Genomic DNA, 17,841 nt, shown 5'->3' on the forward strand with positions numbered 1-17,841 from the left:
CATGAAGTTTGTCGTTCGAGGGCAAACGTATTATGTAGAAATGCACGGAAAGGGACAGCCCATTTTGTTGTTGCACGGATTTACAGGTAGTTGTCAAACGTGGCATCCGCTTGTTTCGATGTGGGAACAACATATGCAATGCATAGCAATTGACATTCTCGGTCATGGACAAACGGATGCTCCTTCTTCTGTACAACGATATCATATCGACATGGTTGCCCAAGATGTTGCTATGCTTTTGGAACAATTAGGTATAAAAAAAGCCCATGTGTTAGGGTATTCGATGGGTGGTCGGCTTGCATTAACATTTGCAGTCCGCTATCCTCAGTATGTACAAACGTTAATATTAGAAAGTAGCTCTCCGGGGCTAAAGACGGAAGAAGAGCGCGTGAAGCGTCGGGAAGAAGATGAACGATTAGCGCAGTTTATTGAACAACATGGTGTCGCTTCGTTTGTTGATCGGTGGGAGAACATCCCATTGTTTTCTTCTTTAAAACGATTGTCCGAAGATGTACAACAGCGGTTAAGAGAAGAAAGATTACAGCATACAGCGATTGGATTAGCGAACAGTTTGCGTGGCATGGGGACAGGAGCGCAACCTTCTTGGTGGGAAGCGTTGCCTCAATTGATGTTCCCGACATTGTTGATTTGTGGTGAAGATGATGAAAAGTTTTGTCGAATTGCGTCAGAAATGGTACAATTATTACCAAACGGGACGCTCATCACCGTTCCGAATGCTGGGCACGTTGTGCATCTAGAGCAGCGTGAACGATTTTGTACACTTGTTCAACAATTTGTGTTAAGAGGAGGTTTATTGCATGGCGATTGAATGGGTAAAAGAAAGAGAATATGAAGATATTTTGTATGAAACGTATAATGGCATTGCAAAAATTACAATTAACCGTCCACAAGTACATAATGCGTTCCGGCCAAAAACCGTTATGGAGTTAATTGATGCGTTTGCGTATGCTCGTGACGATGCAAATATTGGAGTCATTATTTTAACAGGAGCAGGTGGCAAAGCGTTTTGCTCAGGTGGCGACCAAAAAGTGCGTGGGCATGGTGGATATGTAGGTGACGACCAAATTCCGCGTTTAAACGTATTAGACTTACAACGCTTAATTCGCGTCATTCCAAAACCAGTTATTGCGATGGTTGCAGGTTATGCGATCGGCGGTGGCCATGTGCTACATGTTGTTTGTGATTTAACTATCGCAGCAGACAACGCGATTTTCGGTCAAACAGGGCCGAAAGTTGGCAGCTTTGATGGAGGATATGGTGCTGGTTACTTAGCGCGTATTGTTGGACATAAAAAAGCTCGCGAAATTTGGTATTTATGTCGTCAATACAACGCTCAAGAAGCGTTAGAAATGGGATTAGTCAACAAAGTTGTTCCACTTGAACAATTAGAAGAAGAAACGGTGAAATGGGCGGAAGAAATTTTAGAAAAAAGTCCGACGGCTATTCGTTTCTTAAAAGCTGCGTTTAATGCAGATACAGATGGACTTGCAGGCATTCAACAACTTGCAGGGGATGCAACGCTCCTTTATTACACAACAGACGAAGCGAAAGAAGGACGCGATGCATTTAAAGAAAAACGGAAACCAGACTTTAAACAATTCCCGCGTTTTCCGTAAAATGAAGACAGCTTGATGTATGCACATCAAGCTGTTTTTTTGAAGGTGGTGTTAAGATGATTCCAAACTGGTTGCTTCAACGTGCATATTTAACGCCGAATCGTATAGCGATATATGATGAAACAGAAACTATTTCATTTGCTGAACTTCACGAACGGACGGCAAAAAGAGCAAGACAGTTTGCTTATCTCGGTGTAAAAAAAGGGGATGTTGTCGCTATCTTAATGAAAAATAGCGCACATATGGTTGAAGTCATTCACGCCCTTCATTATATTGGTGCGATTGTTTTATTACAAAATGTACGTCTATCTGTGGAAGAAGTAAAATGGCAATTAGAACATAGCGGGGCGCGATTTGTCATTTGTGATGAACCGTTTCGAGATGAACGAGCGATCGAATGGGCGGAGTTTGCCAAACTTCGTGAACGAGATGAAAAATGGCAAACGATGTACAATCTAGATGATGTCGCAACAATTATGTACACATCGGGAACGACAGGAAAGCCAAAAGGGGTTATGCAAACGTACGGAAATCATTGGTGGAGTGCAATCGGTTCTGCTCTGAATCTCGGATTACGTGAAGATGATTGTTGGCTTGCAGCTGTTCCATTTTTTCATGTTAGCGGCTTATCGATTTTAATGCGGAGCGTTATTTATGGGGTTGGTGTTTATATTATGTCGTCATTCGATGCGAAACGCATTAATGAGCTCATTTTTCAACAAAACATTACGATGATGTCCGCTGTAAGCACAATGGTGCAACAAATGATTCAAGAGTTAAAATATCCGTATCCTTCATCGTTTCGTTGTATGCTCGTTGGTGGTGGTCCTGTGCCACTTCCTTTGTTGCAATCATGTGCTGACTGGAATATACCGGTGTATCAAACGTACGGCATGACAGAAACCGCTTCGCAAGTAGCTACATTATCCCCAGATGCTCGCCATAAACACGGTTCAGCAGGAAAGCCGCTTTTCCATATGAACGTTCGTATTGAAAAAGAGGGGAAACCGCTGAATGCGAATGAAGTGGGAGAAATTGTTGTAAAAGGTCCGAGCGTCATGAAAGGGTATTGGAACAATGAGCAAGCAACAGCCGCTGTGTTAAAAGACGGTTGGTTATATACCGGAGATATCGGATATATGGATGACGAAGGGTTTTTATATGTGCTTGACCGACGTTCAGACTTAATTATTTCTGGTGGAGAGAACGTATACCCAGCTGAAATTGAATCGGTGCTTTTGCAACATGAGGCAGTAAAAGAAGCAGGTGTAGTCGGAGTTGCTGATGAAACATGGGGGCAAGTGCCATGTGCGTTTGTCGTATTGCATGATGTAACAGCAACAGAAGAGCAATTAAAGCAATTTTGTATGAATAAACTAGCGAAATATAAAGTGCCGAAGCGAATTTATATCGTTGATCATTTACCGCGCAATGCCGCAAACAAACTGATGCGCCATAAGTTGAAAAACTGGATCAATGAATAAGAGGAGGCAGCCGACGCCTCCTCTTATTGATATCCTTTTGCTGTTTCTTTCGTAATTTTTTCTTTAAACAATTTATAACTCCAAAGCTGATAGCCCACTACGATCGGCACCATGACGATGGCGACACCGAGCATAATTTTTAAGTTTAATTCACTTCCTGCGGCTTCAAAAAGCGTTGTACTATATTCATTATCGATGCGCGAAGGGAGCATGTTTGGGAACATGCCGATAAAGCCGGTGGCCATAAGCGTGAAAATGGTTAAGCAAATGTTTGTAAACGCAAGTCCAATTCGTTTTTGCCAGACGAACAATAGCATGAGCAATGCACATACGAAAGCTAGTGCGGGTACGATCCAAAGAATTGGTGCTTTCGTGAAATTATTGAATAGCGGCGTACGATTGCTTGTTGCAACGAAGAAAAGAGATAATACGACCGTTGCAACGACAGAAGCTGGACGAGCCACTTTATAAGCTCGTTCTGCTACATCTCCAACTGTTTTTAGCATGACCCATAGGGCACCAGAGACAGCAAATAAGCTAATAAATAATAAGCCGCCTAAAAGACCGTACGGATGAAGCAAGCTGAACAACGTTCCTTCATATCCAGATGGACCAATTTTTAAACCGTAAAACAAATTAGCAAAGGCAACACCAAACAGAAGCGCTAAAGCAAAACTACTAATAGTGAATGCCCATTTCCAGCTTTTTTGCCAAAGCGGTGCATCATCTTTATGCATAAACTCTAATCCGGCTGCGCGGAAAAAGAGCGCGAATAAAATGAGCATCATCGGCGTATATAAGAAGCTGAATAAATCTGCATAAACGGCTGGAAATGCGGCAAACGTTGCCCCTCCAGCTGTAATTAACCAGACTTCATTTCCGCCCCAAAACGGTCCAACCGCTTCTTGCAACTGATTTCGCTCTTGACGGTTTCTTGCTAAAAACGGAAACAACATGCCTGTGCCGAGCGTATATCCATCTAACACAAAGTATATCGTCCAAATGAGTCCCCATAAGCCGAACCAAATGATTGCAACTGTTTCATGAGACATGTTGAATTTCCCCACCTTTCGTAGCCGTGGATGTGTACGGTCCTTTTTTCGCATATTTCAACATTAAGTACACGTCTGCAATAAGTAAAATAGTATAAAACAAAACTAAGCTGACGAGTGAGAAAACAATTTGTGAAAGCGAAATAGGTGATACGGCTTCAGCTGTGCGCATTAATCCATATACTGTCCACGGTTGACGCCCGACTTCCGCAACGACCCAGCCGGCATTGATAGCGACATACGGGAGCAATACAGAATACATGACAAGTTTTAAGAAACGTCGTGATTCAACTAATTTATTTTTACGATATAAGTAAAATCCGTACCAAAATAGAGCGACAAAGTATAGACCGAGTGCTACCATTAAACGAAATGAATAAAAGACGATGTTGACATTCGGACGTTCATCTTTTGGAATTTGATCAAATCCAACGACTTTCCCATCAAACGAGTGCGTATAAAAGTAGCTTCCGAGCTTTGGAATCGTTAAAAATTCAACGATGTTACGCTCGTTTTCTGGGTCAGGAATTTGAATAATGTGAAATGGTAAACTTTCTTTTGTTTCCCACACGGCTTCGAGAGCTGCCCCTTTGGCAGGTTGCATTTTTGCCGCAAATGATGCGGATTTATGACCAATAAACGGCGTAGCTGTTGCCGCGATTAATCCTAAAATGAGCGCATATTTAAACGATTTTTCGAAAAACTCGACATGTTGTTTACGCAACAAATGCCAAGCACTAACCGCCATCACAAAAAATGCCCCAACGATATAACAGCTAACAACGGTATGAACGAACATATGCCATGCATATGGATTTGTTACAACTTCCCAAAAGTTTTGTAGTTCGATGCGGCCGTTTCTTTCAATATATCCGACCGGATTTTGCATAAAGCCGTTTGCTGTGATAATCCAAAGCGCTGAAATGTTTGTACCAAGCGCCACCATCCAGATAGAGAAGGCACGAAGTTTTGGTGAAATTTTATCCTTCCCAAATAGCCAAATGCCCATAAATGTTGACTCTAAAAAGAAAGCAACGAGCGCTTCAATGGCTAGCGGAGAGCCGAAAATATCCCCCATATATTTCGAATACTCCGACCAGTTTGTCCCGAATTGAAATTCCATTGTGATTCCTGTCACAACACCGAGGACAAAGTTAATGGCAAACAGTTTCCCCCAAAAGTCTGCCATTTGTCGATAAAGCGGATTTTTTGTTCGCACATGTTGTGTTTCCATCCATGCAATCAAAACAATAAGACCAATTGTTAACGGGACGAATAAAAAATGATAAAAAACCGTAATGGCAAATTGAAAACGGCTAAGTAAAAGTACGTCGCTCATATATCCCCCTCCGATATACTAAATATTTTTCATATGTATAAGAGTAACCTCCATACGTGAAGAAGAGATGAGAGAAATGTTGCAAAACTGTGGCGATAATTTTAAAAAAATGTGTCTATCCACGATTATTAACATGAAAAAAGAGAAAACCTCTTGCGATGAGCAAGAGGTCGTGCTGTTATTCGGTCGGTTGGAACGTTTTACAGTCTGTTTCTGTGGAGCTTGTTGCCGTTGCACCGGCATGGCTTACGACATAGATTGCGTCTGCACTACATCGATTGCCTTGTGACCAAAACTGGCAGTTTTGCACTTCACAAAGAACATCTTTTGCCATCATACTCCCCTCCTTTCTTTATACTGATGTTAGTGTAGACAAAACGTTGACAAGACATAACATGAAAAAATGAGCAAAAATAGCGAGAATTTTTATCAATAAATGTTGACATAGATAATCATTCTCAATTAGAATGAAATTGTGCAATATAAGACAAAAAGTTGGAGGGAGTTATATGTCATCGTTATTAGTTGTTGGTGCGGATCATTTAGGAAACATTACAGATAAATTAAAAAGCTCAGGATTTAAGGAAATTATTCATTTAGATGGTCGAAAAGTGAATATGGTGAAACGACAAATACCGGAGCACGTCGATATCGTATTTGTTATGACTGATTATATTAATCATAATTTAGCGAAAGTCATTAAACAAAAAGCAAAAGATCAGCATAAACCCATTTACTTTGTCAAACGTTCATGGAGTTCCATTCAATCTGTTATCGAGCAAATGGGGGAGCCAAAACGAGTGAACTAAGGAGGAGAGGACATTGTGGCAATCGTTTTTAAATGAAGTATTAGCTTACCATTACAGCATATCTCCACCTCATCGTTCATCGCTTACGTTGCTAAAAGGAATTGAACGGGCAACATCATCGTTTCCGATCGCTTCTTGTGACTCTCCCGTTACATACTATAAAATGATTGCAAAAATGACGGATTACTTGCTTCGCTTTGTTGCCAATGATCGGTCATTTGTTCACATATTAGACGAGCACGATGCGTTAATTACTGCATCATGTACGTCTGACACATGCGTTGTCCCATCATGTATGAACGTTTTTGTTGTTGACCGCATTCCTTCATTGCGTGCTATACAACAATTTGAAAATAAATTCGGCCAAACACCGAAAACGGTTCGAGTATATCATGTGATGAAAAATCGCTTATCTTATGTTACGCTGACAAGTGACACATATTGTACACGCTTGTTGTAAAAAAACCGGGTCAATCACCCGGTTTTTTTACAATTCGTCAAATCCATTAATATCCGTTGTTTTCGTGTATGAACGTGGACGAGCTTCGAAAAAGTCAGTTTTGCCTAAGTTCACATTTTCATCGCTAAAGGCGCGAATCCAAGGCATAGCGTTTTCATCCGCATCGTAACGGTCTTCTAAGCCAAGCATGCGCAGCCGTTTGTTTCCGAGATATTCGATATATTTCTCCATTTCAATTACATCAATGCCATCAATGTCGCGCAACACAAAGCGCGACCATTCTGTTTCATAACGAATCGCTTCATCGATGTAATCATATATCCATACTGAAAACGATCCGTCTTCGTCCAAATGAGGATTTTCCCATAATACAGCGCGTACGAGTTGGGAAATGAAGTAGCTATGGCATAGTTCGTCTTTATTAATATAGCTAATCATCGTTGATGTTTTCAGCATCTTTTGATTTCGCGCTAAGTTGTAAAAAAAGGCAAACCCGGAATAAAAATTAATTCCTTCTAAGACGAGCGAAGCGACAAGGGCACGGCAAAACGTTTCAACAGTTGGTCGTTCACGAAACGCTTCGTATACGCGAATGACGTGTTCGTTTCGCTTATAAATGTGCGGATTCGTGCGCGCCATTTCAAAGGCACGGTTTTGCTCGGATAGTTTCTCAATAGACGCAAGCACATACGAGTACGACTGATTATGGACGACTTCTTGTTGTTCGATAATCGAAAAAATCGCTTTGACGCTCGGATCGGTAATGTATTCTTTCATCGCTCCGATAAAGTTCGGTTGCACAGAGTCTAAAATCGAAAGCAACCCGATAATGTGTAAAAATGCATCGCGTTCCCGCTCACTTAAATGATGCCATTGTTTAATATCATCAGACATGTTAATTTCAAACGGCGTCCAAAAGTTGCCGAGCAACATTTTGTATATATCATAAAAATGGCTATATTTAATATCGTTCCAGTTTAAAATGCCGCTTGCTTTTCCGTTAATAATGCTTGTTGCTTTATTTGGATGCGACGGCTCGAGCAATTTTACTTTCGTCAATAACAAAACGTTCAACCTCCTTGAGTAGTTGGTGGACGAAAACAGCCGGCAAATGTTGTTGATGGCCGCGCGGGGATTGTTCAATTTTTAACGTGCCGAGCACCGTCGTCACTTTTCGTAAATGGTACGCCATTTCATCGACAGCGCGGCAATAGTATGGCCACATTTGATCTCCTGTACCAAACAGCGCAACAGGAGGCAAAGAAAGGTTTCGCTCTTTAATAAGAAAACGAAGTAACCTTCTCATTTCATCCGGAAGTTGTCCATTTCCCCACGTATATGAACCGAATAAAAGAAGTTGTGCTTCATGAATGAGCGATTCGATCGCAAACATATGTTCAACATTGATCGTTTTCACTGCATGTCCGGATGAGCAAAAAGCTTCTTCTATTAACAGTGCGACTTCTTTTGTGTTCCCTGTTTTCGATGTATAACAAATAAGCACGTTCATTTTTTATCCCCCTACGATGAACAAACGTCGCATTCTTCAATCGTTACTGCGGTACTACGCACGTAATACGTCGATTTTAACCGCTCTTTCCATGCGGTGAGATGCAAGTCAAGCAAGTCTTTCGCTTTGATCGTGTTATATACATATAGATTAAAACTTAACGATTGATCGACATGTTTTTGTCTTGCTGCATTTTGACGAATGCTCATCTTTTGATCCACTTCATAGGCGTTATCGTAAAACCAAAACGTTTTTGCGTTTAAATCAGGGACGGTCACAGGAATTTTATAATTTTTCTTTTCTTCAAAGTATAAACGGTTAAAGACAGGGTCGCACGATGCCGTTCCGTTTGCTAAAACGGATGTGGAAGCGTTTGGTGCAGGCGCCATTAAATAGCCATTACGCATACCATATTGCATGACTTGCTTCTTCAATCCATCCCAGTCTAACTCATCATGGGAGGAATATCCACGAAGCCCAAAGTATTTTCCTGTGTGCCAATCGGAGCCTTCAAATGCTGGATATGCTCCTTTTTCTTTCGCAAGTTCCATGCTCGCTTTGATCGTGAGGTAAGCAATTTTCTCGAACAACCGATCAGCAAGTTGTACACTTTCTTCGCTGTTCCATTTGATCCCTTTTAACGCTAATAAATGATGCCAAGAAAATGCTCCTAAGCCGATGGCACGATATTTTTTATTTGTGATGACAGCTTGCAACACTTCAATTCGTTTTTCGTTTAAGTCGATAACGTTATCGAGCATGCGCACTTGAATCGGGATTAGCCGTTCTAACACATCATCTTGTACAGCGCGTGCTAAATGAATGCTCGATAAGTTGCAAACGACAAAGTCGCCCGGTTTTTTATGAACGATAATCTCTCCATCTTCTGTATATTCTTTTGTGACGATCGTTGGGCTCATGTTTTGCATAATTTCTGTACATAAATTGCTAGAATAAATCATGCCTGCGTGTTTATTCGGGTTCATGCGATTCGCTTCATCACGATAGAACATATAAGGCGTGCCCGTTTCTAACTGAGACTTTAATATTCGTTTCATAATTTCGATAGCAGGAACACGCTCTTTACTTAACGCTGGATGATTCACACACTCCTCATATTTTTCACGGAACGAACCAGCTCCGCGTTCTTCATCATAAAAGTCTTCCAATCCTAATGGGTTTCCATTTTTATCTTTCCATCCCATTACTTTTTTCACTTCATGTGGGTCAAATAAATACCAATCGCCACGCTTTTCGACTTGTTCCATAAATAAGTCAGGAATGCATACGCCGTAAAATAAATCATGAGCTTTTGTTCGTTCATCGCCGTTGTTTAGCTTCGCGTCTAAAAACGAGAAAATGTCTTTATGCCAAACGTCTAAATATACCGCGATGCTTCCTTGTCGCGTACCGAGTTGGTCAACCGATACAGCGGTATTGTTTAATTGGCGCATCCAAGGAATGACGCCAGAGGAGACGCCTTTAAATCCTTTAATATCGGAATTGCGCGCACGAATTTTTCCTAAATATACGCCAATTCCTCCCCCGCCTTTTGATAGACGAGCGACATCTGTATTCGACTCATAAATGCCAATTAAACTATCGTCTACTGTATCAATAAAACAACTCGACAATTGACCATATGACTTCCCAGCGTTTGCGTAAGTTGGCGTAGCGACGGTCATATATTGATTAGATAACGCCCAATACGCTTCTTTCGCTAGTGCCATTCGTTTTGTCGGATGTTCATATGCCATTAATGTTAAAGCAATCGTTAAAAAGCGCTCTTGCGGCAGTTCGTAAATTTCGCCGCTATACCCTTTCGCTAAATAGCGGTCAACGAGCGTTTTTAACCCGATGTATGTAAATAGCTCGTCTTTTTTCACATCAATCCATGTGCCCGCTTCTTGGAGCTCTTTTTTCGTATATCGTTCCAGTAAAAACGAGTCGTAAATGCCGAGATCGACAAGCATTGTTTGCAATTCATAAAAGTAGCGATATGTGTCGGATACATCATAGCCGCGATTTTTAGCTGCTTCGTCGTATAGCTGTTGCAAATAAAGACGAGCTGCAACAAACGTCCAATCCGGCTGTTCTACTGTGATTTCATCAAGCGCATTTAAAATGAGTTTATTCATCATATCGTTGTATCGCTGCGTATGGGCAAGTGCTCGGACAGTACGTTCGATGTATCGCTCGCTCGCTAAGTGCGGAAAGTCTTTGAAAATAGGAAACAATAATGTGCGGATTGTTTCTTCATTTACTTCTGTTTGTTGTTTTATGTACACCATATAACATCCCTTCCCCTAAAAAAATAAAAACATCCGCTCTCGTTGAGCGGATGAAACGATGGAAAAAGGCATGCTTTCACCATCGTTTCATCTTCTCAATCCCCGAAGAATATGAAACGATACAAGGAAGGCAGGTCTCCTGACTCGCGCTTCTTCCTACTTTGGATTCCTTCCCATATATGCGCCTGAAAAGCTGACATATACAGTGGTGTTGTTTCCATTTCGTCTGCGCACACAGTTGCGGGGACAGCTCTGGATTCGCACCAGATTCCCTATTAAGTCCGTTCGGACACCTTCACTTGTCGGTTTCAATATATAGTTGTTGTTTTGTTTATTCATCACAATATGTTGTATAAAAAAGGTTTACGTTTAAAACTATAACGAAAAATTTCAACATTTGCAATCATTATTTTTCATCATTTGCTAAATAGCGCCGGTCTTTCATAAACAGCCGCCAAAAATAAATGAAACCTGGAAATAAAATTGCAAAGCCAACGATATACGTCACAAAAAGAGCACGAAACGTATTCGGATGCGTAAATCCGGATTCGATTGTCACATTCGGATAAATCATATACGGTAAATGAGCTTTTCCGTATGCGTAACTTGCACAAAAATATTGCAAGACGATGGCTACAACCGCAAGGCGTGGCATTCCGCGTCCGTTTTTCTTTTTCCATGATGGGAGAAAAAGCGCCCCACCAGCTAAAAGAAATAACATGACAGAAGCGGCAAGCCACGGCCAACGTGCAATCATTCCGTCATATAGCCAACGCGCTTCATTTCGCATCGTGACCATAATGAGAATAGAGGAGAGCAAAGCGAACGGACCGATGATGAGCGCATCGCGGCGATAAATCGTATACGCTTCGATTTCATTTGCTTCGTTTGAGTAGTCTGCTAATAAAAGCGACGAAAGAAAGAGTGTACTTGTAATCGCAAAGGCGATAAATGCATATTCATGTGGGCTTGTAAATAGGCGATCGAGCCGAAGACGACTGACACCATTCATTGTTTCAACAAAAGACCCATGTGTAATTGGCAACACGCTAATTAAAAACGCTGGAATAAGCAAACCGCTTATGCCAGAAATGTAAACGAGCACTTTTTCATATTTAGGAGCAACGTGCGAAAAGACGAGGAACGCACTACGTACAGTAAGCAAAAGTAAAATAATGCTTCCCGGGATAAGTAAAATGGTTCCAAGCATAAACGTTGCTCCAGGAAAAAAGCTGACGAGCGCCACGACGATGGCAACGATAAAGACGTTCGTCACTTCCCATGTCGGCGACAAATATCGGTTTGCGATTTTCGTTGCTTTCGTTTGTGGACGATTGATATATACCATTGACCAAAACCCTGCTCCAAAGTCCATTGTCGCCATGACCGCGTAAATAAAAATAAATCCCCATAAAATTGAAATGGCAATTAATTCATCTGTCATCATCTTGCTCCTTTCTACATGTGCGTAGATAAGTGTTGTTCAATCGGATGGCGGCGGAAATACGAGCGCAAGACGAGCACGACCGCGATGAGTAAAAATACGTAAATGGACGTAAACAGAAGAAAAAGCGTTCCTAAATTTGTTGATTGTGTTACAGCTTCTGCCGTTGTCATCATGCGATAAATGACCCAAGGCTGTCTCCCTGTGCAAGCAAAAATCCAGCCAAATTCAATGCCGAGAAGAGCGAGCGGTCCAGCAGCAACAACTGTCCACATAAACCAGTTCGGAAATATGTGTTGTTTTCTTATGCGATGCCAAACGAATCCGACAATCGAAAGAAGGAGAAGAAACATGCCAATTCCGACCATTGCATTAAAAAGTGTATGGACAAACAACGGTGGCCACCATTCTTCTGGAAAATCATTTAACCCGACAACGACGGTATCGAAACGATTGCCTGCTAAAAAGCTAAGCAACCATGGAATTTCAATTCCCCATTTGACTGTTTGTGTTTCGCGATCTGTAAAACCGCCGATGACGAGCGGGGCGTGCGACTGTGTTTCAAACAATCCTTCAGCAGCAGCTAATTTTTCTGGTTGATATTCATGAAGAAGTTGAGCCGATTCGTGCCCGTTTATGGCTGTTAGTAAAGAAAATACGCCGCCAACTGTTAAACCGAGCATGAGCGCTTTTTTATGAAAAAGTTGGATGCGTTCATGGTGTCTATTTTTCAACATGTGATATGCTGCGATTGAAGCGATCGTAAACGCACCTGTCATATACGCTGACAAAACGACGTGTGTTGCTGTGACGGCAAAGCTTGGATTAAAAAATGCTTCCCACGGATTAACGTCAACAATTTGCCCATTTTCGATACGAAAGCCTGTCGGTGTTCCTTCAAAAGCGTGAACGTTCGTAATTAAAATGGCAGAAGCGGCTGCTCCGATGGCAACAAGCGTCAAGCTGATGATGCGCATCGTTGGGGAAATGCGGTCAGCTGCGTATACGTAAATAGATAAAAATAACGCTTCGACGAAAAACGCATAAATCTCGATTTGAAACGGCAGCGCCATCACTTTACCGACCACTTCCATAAAGCCTGGCCATAAAAGTGAAAGTTGTACTCCTGCGATAGTACCAGACGGAATCGCTACGCCAAGCAAAATAGCGAGCGCTTTTGTCCAACGATTTGCCATAAGGGCATAGTCATTGTCTTTCGTTTTTTGATATAGTAGCTCGGCCAATAAAATCATAAGCGGGATACCGACCCCAAGCGTCGCAAAAATAATATGAAACGCCATCGTTGTGCCAAATAACGTTCTTGCTGTTAATACGTGATCCATACCGAAATGTTCATCCCTTTCCATACATTGTCGTTTCATAGTTTGATTTGAAAAGGGAAAAAATATGCAAAAAAATAAGCGACCGTAACGATCGCTTATTGTAATGCTTTTTTTAATGCGGATATATTGTCATTCATGATCGCAAAGTAATCTTTGTTGTTTGCGATATCATCGTTTGTGCGCGCCTCTAAGTTGTGAAGGATGAGTACATCCGCTCCAATTTCATTTTTTACGACTTCAGCAATTTTTGATGTAACATTTTGTTCAAAAAAGATATACTGTATGTCGTGCTCTTTTGCTTTTTTAATGATAGAAGTAAGCTGTTTTTGTGACGGCTCATTTGTCGGTGATAGTCCAGTCACGCTTATTTGTTTTAAGCCGTATCGTTTCTCCCAATAGCCATATGCGGCATGAGCAACAAGAATATCTTTTCTTTTCGCCTCTTTCATCAATTGTTGAAATTGTTGATCGAGTTGTTCAAGCTGCTGTTTTAACGAAGTGAAGTTTTGTTCAAAATCGTCTTTCGCTTCAGGTTTAAGTTCTGTTAACGTTTGTTTAATCGTTTCGGCCATTTGAATGGAATAAATCGGATCTAACCAGACGTGTGGATCGATATCTCCGTGAACATGTTCATCTTCATGGGCATGTTCATCTTCATGGGCATGTTCATCTTCATGGGCATGTTCGTCTTCATGGGCATGTTCGTCTTCATGATTATGATTGGATGGAAGCAATTGTATGTTTTCCGTTGCTTGTACGAACTTCACACGCTCATTTTCTAGCGTTTTGCTCATACGATCGACAAATCCTTCCATTCCTTGACCGATGTAAATGAGAGCGTGCGCATCAGCAATTTGTTGCATCGTTTTTGCTGTTGGCTCATATGTGTGTGCATCGACGCCAGGAGGGTATACACTTTCGACACGAACGTGCTCGCCACCAATTTTTTCGGTAAAGTCTTGAAGTGGGTACACCGTTGTATAAATGATAAGTTGATCGTCTGTTTCTTTGCTAGTTGATGGAGTTGCATTGTCCTTTTGATTGCAACCAAATAATGTGAGTGTGCTTGCGAGTATAATAGTTAACATTGCACGTAATTTCATATTTTTTCCTCCTCTCAAAAAAGAAGGATGTTTATGAAAACATCCTTTTTCTCCTAGCTTATTATATCGTAATCGTTACGATTTGAAAATTATAATGCACTTGTAAATGGTGGAAGCGGATCAACAAAAGTAGACCAATCTTGTTTCATTTCTTCGTCTGTTAATAAACATGCATCAAGAGAAGAAGCAATCGTTTGTTCATCCATATCAATGCCGATCAATACGAGCTCTGTCATGCGATCGCCGTACGTATCGTCCCATTTTGCACGCAACTCTGGTTCTTCTTGCAAAATTTGTTCCCGTTCATGTGGAGGATATGTTGCAATCCATTCCCCAGCCCCTTGAATCATAATGGACGGTCCAGCTTGTGAAAGAAGTCCGCACATATTGTTGCGGGAAGCGAGCCAGAAAAAGCCTTTGGCGCGAACGATTTCAACTGGCCATTGTTCGAGCCAATGCATAAGCCGTTCTGGATGAAATGGGCGACGGCGGCGATATACGAAAGAAGAAATGCCGTATTCCTCTGTTTCTGGTGTATGCTCTTCATTTAGTTCTTTGATCCATCCGGCCGATTGGCTTGCTTTTTCGAAGTCAAATAAACGAGTGTTTAAAATGTCATGAAGCGCCACTTTTCCGTATGTTGTTCGAATGATTTTTGCTTCTGGGTTTAATTTACGAAGGAGCGCTTCTAATTCGTCTGCATCTTCTTCAGAAATGCAGTCGATTTTATTTAAAATAAGCACATTTGCAAATTCAATTTGATCAATTAGTAAATCGACAACTTCACGCGTATCTGTTTCATCGACTGCTTGTTTACGATCTAATAACGTTTCACCGGAGGCAAAATCATGCCAAAAACGATTGGCATCTACAACGGTGACCATCGTATCTAACCGACATGTTGACGTTAAATCAATGCCAAATTCCTCATCGATATACGTAAATGTTTGAGCGACAGGAATCGGTTCGCTAATGCCGGATGACTCGATGACAATGTAATCAATGTTTCCAGCCTCAACGAGTTTTTGAACTTCTTTCATTAAATCTTCTCGCAACGTACAACAAATACAGCCGTTTTGAATTTGTACAAGCTTTTCTTCTGTACGTGAAAATCCACCTTGTTTAATGAGCTCAGCATCGATATTCACCTCGCTCATGTCGTTGACGATAACAGCAATTTTTAATCCTTCACGATTGTTTAAAATATGATTAAGCAATGTCGTTTTTCCTGAACCTAAATATCCGCTTAATACGGTAACAGGTACTTTCATATAGGTTTCTCCTTTCCCAAAACGTAATTATTACGATTTACAACGTTTATCATATCGAAAAAAAAGAGAAAGAACAACTATTTTTGCTCTTTCTCTGGAACAGGATCAAATCCACCGGGGTGAAACGGATGACATTTTAAAATGCGTTTTATTGTTAAATATCCGCCTTTGAGCGCGCCAAAACGGCGAATAGCTTCGAATCCGTAATGCGAACAAGTCGGATAAAAGCGACATGTCGGTGGTTTTAATGGGGAAATGACACGTTGATAAAAGCGAATAAGTAAAAGAAGTATATGTTTCATATCATACACCTACCCCTATTTTTTCTTATTGTAACATAGCTGGACGAAATGATACTAACAAAAAAAGATGAAAAAAGTCGGACTTTTGTGTATGATAAAGACGTAACAATTGAAAAGAGGTGAGAAGTATGCCTTCAGTAGAAAGCTTTGAGCTTGATCATTGTGCGGTCAAAGCACCGTACGTTCGCCATTGCGGCGTTCATAAAGTCGGCAGCGACGGTGTTGTGAATAAATTTGATATTCGTTTTTGTCAGCCTAATAAAGAAGCAATGCAGCCAGCAGCTATTCATACGCTCGAGCATTTGCTAGCGGTGCACATTCGTAAGCACGCCGAAAAATACGACCATTTTGATATTATTGATATTTCGCCAATGGGATGTCAAACAGGCTATTATTTAGTCGTTAGCGGCACGCCAACCGTTGAAGAAATTATTGACTTGCTAGAGGCAACGATGAATGAAGCGCTAACCGTCACAGAGGTGCCAGCCGCAACAGAAAAAGAGTGTGGTCAAGCGAAGTTGCATGATTTAGAAGGAGCAAAGCGACTCATGCGCTACTGGCTATCGCAACCAAAAGAAGAATTGAAAAAAGTGTTTGGCTAAACAACAAAGGTTCAGGCGTTACATGTCTGAACCTTTGCTTTTTTCATTTGGCAACTCATCAATGGTGTGTTTGTATTTGTATGCTTTTGAAATCGTTAAAACGCTTAAGATGAGCACGACGAATACGATGATGATGGAAATGATAAAAGTGAGCAACATATGCAATCCTCCATATTCTATATTAATGTAAAAGCGTATTATTTTCCAAAATTTTTTTTGTTTGCTACAATAGAGAAGGGGAAAGTTTATACTTGAGGAGGGAATGAAAATGAAGGAAAAATTAATTGACATTGTAAACAAACAAATTGCGAATTGGAACGTATTGTATGTGAAACTGCACAACTACCATTGGTATGTGAAAGGTCCGCAATTTTTTACGTTGCATACAAAATTTGAAGAATTGTACAATGAAGCTGCGCTACATATTGATGAATTAGCGGAGCGTTTATTGGCGCTAGGTGGAAAGCCGTTAGCGACGATGAAAGAGTATTTAGCGGTAGCATCTGTACAGGAAGCCAAAGGAAATGAAACAGCCGAGGAAATGGTGGCAGAAATCGTGCGCGATTTTGAAACGATGATTCATGAGCTCAAAGACGGCATGGATTATGCTGGAGAAATTAATGATGAAACGACAGGTGATATGCTTTTAGGCATTCATCAAAGTTTAGAAAAACACGTGTGGATGTTAAAATCGTTTCTTGGATAAGGTGGGATTCCCCACCTTTTTCTTGTTCCATCACTTTGAAGGTAATAGGGGATTGTCCTATGCTTTTTTTGCATGAAAACAAATGGATCGACTCACACTAACCGTAATAAATGGAAAAGAGGTGGGTCGATGAAAAAAACGTATTATGTGTCGGTGGCACGCGGTGAAATTTCGCAGGTAAAAACTGCTTCGCCGTGGGAATTTCGAATTGAAGCGACTGATGAAGAAATTATTCAATTGCGAGAGTATTTTGATGAAATGTATTCATCCGATTGGCAATCGTTTTGGCGCGCACATGTGCCATATGTGCAATATCATTATGACCGTCCGAATGATGGGTACGATCATGCGATAAAAAAAGTGTACGAACTCATTTATGAGCTTGGAGATGAAGAAGCGAGACAACAAATTGAAACGATGGGAGTCATACAGTCATAAAAGCTGTCTGCCGTTTGATTGTGTGGTACAATGAAGAAAACATGCAGTTG

20 protein-coding genes and 1 riboswitch are annotated in these 17,841 nt (G+C 41.0%); of the genes, 8 read left to right on the forward strand and 12 right to left on the reverse strand.

The features are described 5' to 3' along the window. Nucleotide 1: 1 nt before the first annotated feature. From menH to ES017_RS03180, 3 genes are read left to right on the forward strand one after another with little or no spacing between them, the layout of a single operon-like run. Nucleotides 2–829: a 2-succinyl-6-hydroxy-2,4-cyclohexadiene-1-carboxylate synthase gene (gene menH / locus ES017_RS03170; RefSeq protein WP_035063429.1), complete on the forward strand. Its 828-nt coding sequence runs from the start codon at nucleotides 2–4 to the stop codon at nucleotides 827–829. Further along, on the forward strand, nucleotides 819–1,637 hold the full coding sequence (gene menB / locus ES017_RS03175; RefSeq protein ID WP_021095532.1) for a 1,4-dihydroxy-2-naphthoyl-CoA synthase: 819 nt from the start codon (nucleotides 819–821) through the stop codon (nucleotides 1,635–1,637). Before menH ends, menB begins: the two co-directional genes overlap by 11 nt. 56 nt (nucleotides 1,638–1,693) lie before the next feature. Continuing rightward, the gene (locus tag ES017_RS03180; RefSeq protein WP_021095533.1) at nucleotides 1,694–3,121 is read left to right on the forward strand and encodes an o-succinylbenzoate--CoA ligase; all 1,428 of its coding nucleotides are present in this window, start codon (nucleotides 1,694–1,696) and stop codon (nucleotides 3,119–3,121) included. Nucleotides 3,122–3,144: 23 nt separating this feature from the next. On the opposite strand, the gene cydB is transcribed toward ES017_RS03180, so the two are convergent. From cydB to ES017_RS03195, 3 genes are all read right to left on the reverse strand, one after another. Next, complete coding sequence (gene cydB / locus ES017_RS03185) at nucleotides 3,145–4,173, reverse strand: cytochrome d ubiquinol oxidase subunit II (RefSeq protein WP_021095534.1); 1,029 nt, start codon at nucleotides 4,171–4,173, stop codon at nucleotides 3,145–3,147. Then, nucleotides 4,163–5,512: a cytochrome ubiquinol oxidase subunit I gene (locus ES017_RS03190; RefSeq protein ID WP_021095535.1), complete on the reverse strand. Its 1,350-nt coding sequence runs from the start codon at nucleotides 5,510–5,512 to the stop codon at nucleotides 4,163–4,165. The genes cydB and ES017_RS03190 overlap by 11 nt, the downstream gene beginning before the upstream one ends. A 178-nt stretch (nucleotides 5,513–5,690) precedes the next feature. Beyond that, nucleotides 5,691–5,846, reverse strand: coding sequence for a DUF1540 domain-containing protein (locus ES017_RS03195; RefSeq protein WP_069201719.1), 156 nt, complete (start codon nucleotides 5,844–5,846; stop codon nucleotides 5,691–5,693). Nucleotides 5,847–6,021: 175 nt separating this feature from the next. Between ES017_RS03195 and ES017_RS03200 the strand changes: the two genes are divergently transcribed. Further along, on the forward strand, nucleotides 6,022–6,321 hold the full coding sequence (locus ES017_RS03200; protein ID WP_021095537.1) for a DUF2325 domain-containing protein: 300 nt from the start codon (nucleotides 6,022–6,024) through the stop codon (nucleotides 6,319–6,321). A 13-nt stretch (nucleotides 6,322–6,334) separates the two neighbouring features. Then, nucleotides 6,335–6,781, forward strand: coding sequence for a hypothetical protein (locus ES017_RS03205; protein ID WP_021095538.1), 447 nt, complete (start codon nucleotides 6,335–6,337; stop codon nucleotides 6,779–6,781). Nucleotides 6,782–6,808: 27 nt separating this feature from the next. Here ES017_RS03205 and ES017_RS03210 read toward each other — a convergent pair whose 3' ends face one another. The 8 genes from ES017_RS03210 to yidD all read right to left on the reverse strand — a co-directional run bounded on the left by ES017_RS03210 (nucleotide 6,809) and on the right by yidD (nucleotide 16,045). Further along, on the reverse strand, nucleotides 6,809–7,846 hold the full coding sequence (locus tag ES017_RS03210; RefSeq protein ID WP_021095539.1) for a ribonucleotide-diphosphate reductase subunit beta: 1,038 nt from the start codon (nucleotides 7,844–7,846) through the stop codon (nucleotides 6,809–6,811). Beyond that, nucleotides 7,800–8,291 (reverse strand): flavodoxin domain-containing protein, encoded by a 492-nt coding sequence (locus tag ES017_RS03215; RefSeq protein ID WP_021095540.1) that lies wholly within the window; start codon nucleotides 8,289–8,291, stop codon nucleotides 7,800–7,802. The genes ES017_RS03210 and ES017_RS03215 overlap by 47 nt, the downstream gene beginning before the upstream one ends. 11 nt (nucleotides 8,292–8,302) lie before the next feature. Beyond that, nucleotides 8,303–10,582: a ribonucleoside-diphosphate reductase subunit alpha gene (locus ES017_RS03220; protein WP_021095541.1), complete on the reverse strand. Its 2,280-nt coding sequence runs from the start codon at nucleotides 10,580–10,582 to the stop codon at nucleotides 8,303–8,305. A 111-nt stretch (nucleotides 10,583–10,693) separates the two neighbouring features. Further along, a riboswitch (cobalamin riboswitch) is annotated at nucleotides 10,694–10,894 on the reverse strand. Between the two features lie 94 nt (nucleotides 10,895–10,988). Continuing rightward, nucleotides 10,989–12,026 carry a cytochrome d ubiquinol oxidase subunit II gene (locus tag ES017_RS03225; protein WP_021095542.1) on the reverse strand — a complete coding sequence of 346 codons (1,038 nt, stop codon included), beginning with the start codon at nucleotides 12,024–12,026 and terminating at the stop codon, nucleotides 10,989–10,991. Nucleotides 12,027–12,040: 14 nt separating this feature from the next. Further along, nucleotides 12,041–13,369: a cytochrome ubiquinol oxidase subunit I gene (locus ES017_RS03230; protein ID WP_171334767.1), complete on the reverse strand. Its 1,329-nt coding sequence runs from the start codon at nucleotides 13,367–13,369 to the stop codon at nucleotides 12,041–12,043. 95 nt (nucleotides 13,370–13,464) lie between these two features. Continuing rightward, a complete protein-coding gene (locus ES017_RS03235; RefSeq protein ID WP_021095544.1) occupies nucleotides 13,465–14,472 on the reverse strand; it encodes a metal ABC transporter substrate-binding protein in 1,008 nt (335 codons plus the stop codon). An 89-nt stretch (nucleotides 14,473–14,561) separates the two neighbouring features. Further along, nucleotides 14,562–15,743 (reverse strand): GTP-binding protein, encoded by a 1,182-nt coding sequence (locus tag ES017_RS03240; RefSeq protein ID WP_171334768.1) that lies wholly within the window; start codon nucleotides 15,741–15,743, stop codon nucleotides 14,562–14,564. Nucleotides 15,744–15,820: 77 nt separating this feature from the next. After that, nucleotides 15,821–16,045 (reverse strand): membrane protein insertion efficiency factor YidD, encoded by a 225-nt coding sequence (yidD, locus tag ES017_RS03245; protein WP_009361626.1) that lies wholly within the window; start codon nucleotides 16,043–16,045, stop codon nucleotides 15,821–15,823. A gap of 128 nt (nucleotides 16,046–16,173) precedes the next feature. Here yidD and ES017_RS03250 point away from each other — a divergent pair, with 128 nt between their 5' ends. Then, nucleotides 16,174–16,647 (forward strand): S-ribosylhomocysteine lyase, encoded by a 474-nt coding sequence (locus ES017_RS03250; RefSeq protein ID WP_009361625.1) that lies wholly within the window; start codon nucleotides 16,174–16,176, stop codon nucleotides 16,645–16,647. 18 nt (nucleotides 16,648–16,665) lie between these two features. Here ES017_RS03250 and ytzI read toward each other — a convergent pair whose 3' ends face one another. After that, on the reverse strand, nucleotides 16,666–16,806 hold the full coding sequence (gene ytzI, locus ES017_RS03255; RefSeq protein ID WP_081957620.1) for a YtzI protein: 141 nt from the start codon (nucleotides 16,804–16,806) through the stop codon (nucleotides 16,666–16,668). A gap of 109 nt (nucleotides 16,807–16,915) precedes the next feature. Between ytzI and ES017_RS03260 the strand changes: the two genes are divergently transcribed. Both ES017_RS03260 and ES017_RS03265 read left to right on the forward strand, forming a co-directional pair. After that, on the forward strand, nucleotides 16,916–17,353 hold the full coding sequence (locus ES017_RS03260) for a Dps family protein (protein WP_171334769.1): 438 nt from the start codon (nucleotides 16,916–16,918) through the stop codon (nucleotides 17,351–17,353). Nucleotides 17,354–17,482: 129 nt separating this feature from the next. Further along, nucleotides 17,483–17,791 (forward strand): hypothetical protein, encoded by a 309-nt coding sequence (locus ES017_RS03265; RefSeq protein ID WP_021095550.1) that lies wholly within the window; start codon nucleotides 17,483–17,485, stop codon nucleotides 17,789–17,791. The last annotated feature ends 50 nt before the right edge of the window (nucleotides 17,792–17,841 follow it).

Origin of the sequence: Anoxybacillus sp. EFIL, from assembly GCF_013096955.1 — a bacterium.
In the GTDB taxonomy this organism is placed as follows: domain Bacteria; phylum Bacillota; class Bacilli; order Bacillales; family Anoxybacillaceae; genus Anoxybacillus; species Anoxybacillus ayderensis.

Excerpts from the sequence above, each read along its gene's own strand:
- menH (WP_035063429.1), top strand. The coding sequence starts at position 2 with ATGAAGTTTGTCGTTCGAGGGCAAACGTATTATGTAGAAATGCACGGA.
- yidD (WP_009361626.1), bottom strand. The coding sequence starts at position 16,045 with ATGAAACATATACTTCTTTTACTTATTCGCTTTTATCAACGTGTCATT.
- menB (WP_021095532.1), top strand. The coding sequence starts at position 819 with ATGGCGATTGAATGGGTAAAAGAAAGAGAATATGAAGATATTTTGTAT.
- ES017_RS03195 (WP_069201719.1), bottom strand. The coding sequence starts at position 5,846 with ATGGCAAAAGATGTTCTTTGTGAAGTGCAAAACTGCCAGTTTTGGTCA.
- ES017_RS03215 (WP_021095540.1), bottom strand. The coding sequence starts at position 8,291 with ATGAACGTGCTTATTTGTTATACATCGAAAACAGGGAACACAAAAGAA.
- ES017_RS03200 (WP_021095537.1), top strand. The coding sequence starts at position 6,022 with ATGTCATCGTTATTAGTTGTTGGTGCGGATCATTTAGGAAACATTACA.
- ES017_RS03225 (WP_021095542.1), bottom strand. The coding sequence starts at position 12,026 with ATGACAGATGAATTAATTGCCATTTCAATTTTATGGGGATTTATTTTT.
- ES017_RS03240 (WP_171334768.1), bottom strand. The coding sequence starts at position 15,743 with ATGAAAGTACCTGTTACCGTATTAAGCGGATATTTAGGTTCAGGAAAA.
- ES017_RS03265 (WP_021095550.1), top strand. The coding sequence starts at position 17,483 with ATGAAAAAAACGTATTATGTGTCGGTGGCACGCGGTGAAATTTCGCAG.
- ES017_RS03220 (WP_021095541.1), bottom strand. The coding sequence starts at position 10,582 with ATGGTGTACATAAAACAACAAACAGAAGTAAATGAAGAAACAATCCGC.
- ES017_RS03235 (WP_021095544.1), bottom strand. The coding sequence starts at position 14,472 with ATGAAATTACGTGCAATGTTAACTATTATACTCGCAAGCACACTCACA.
- ES017_RS03260 (WP_171334769.1), top strand. The coding sequence starts at position 16,916 with ATGAAGGAAAAATTAATTGACATTGTAAACAAACAAATTGCGAATTGG.
- ytzI (WP_081957620.1), bottom strand. The coding sequence starts at position 16,806 with ATGTTGCTCACTTTTATCATTTCCATCATCATCGTATTCGTCGTGCTC.
- cydB (WP_021095534.1), bottom strand. The coding sequence starts at position 4,173 with ATGTCTCATGAAACAGTTGCAATCATTTGGTTCGGCTTATGGGGACTC.
- ES017_RS03230 (WP_171334767.1), bottom strand. The coding sequence starts at position 13,369 with ATGGATCACGTATTAACAGCAAGAACGTTATTTGGCACAACGATGGCG.
- ES017_RS03250 (WP_009361625.1), top strand. The coding sequence starts at position 16,174 with ATGCCTTCAGTAGAAAGCTTTGAGCTTGATCATTGTGCGGTCAAAGCA.
- ES017_RS03190 (WP_021095535.1), bottom strand. The coding sequence starts at position 5,512 with ATGAGCGACGTACTTTTACTTAGCCGTTTTCAATTTGCCATTACGGTT.
- ES017_RS03180 (WP_021095533.1), top strand. The coding sequence starts at position 1,694 with ATGATTCCAAACTGGTTGCTTCAACGTGCATATTTAACGCCGAATCGT.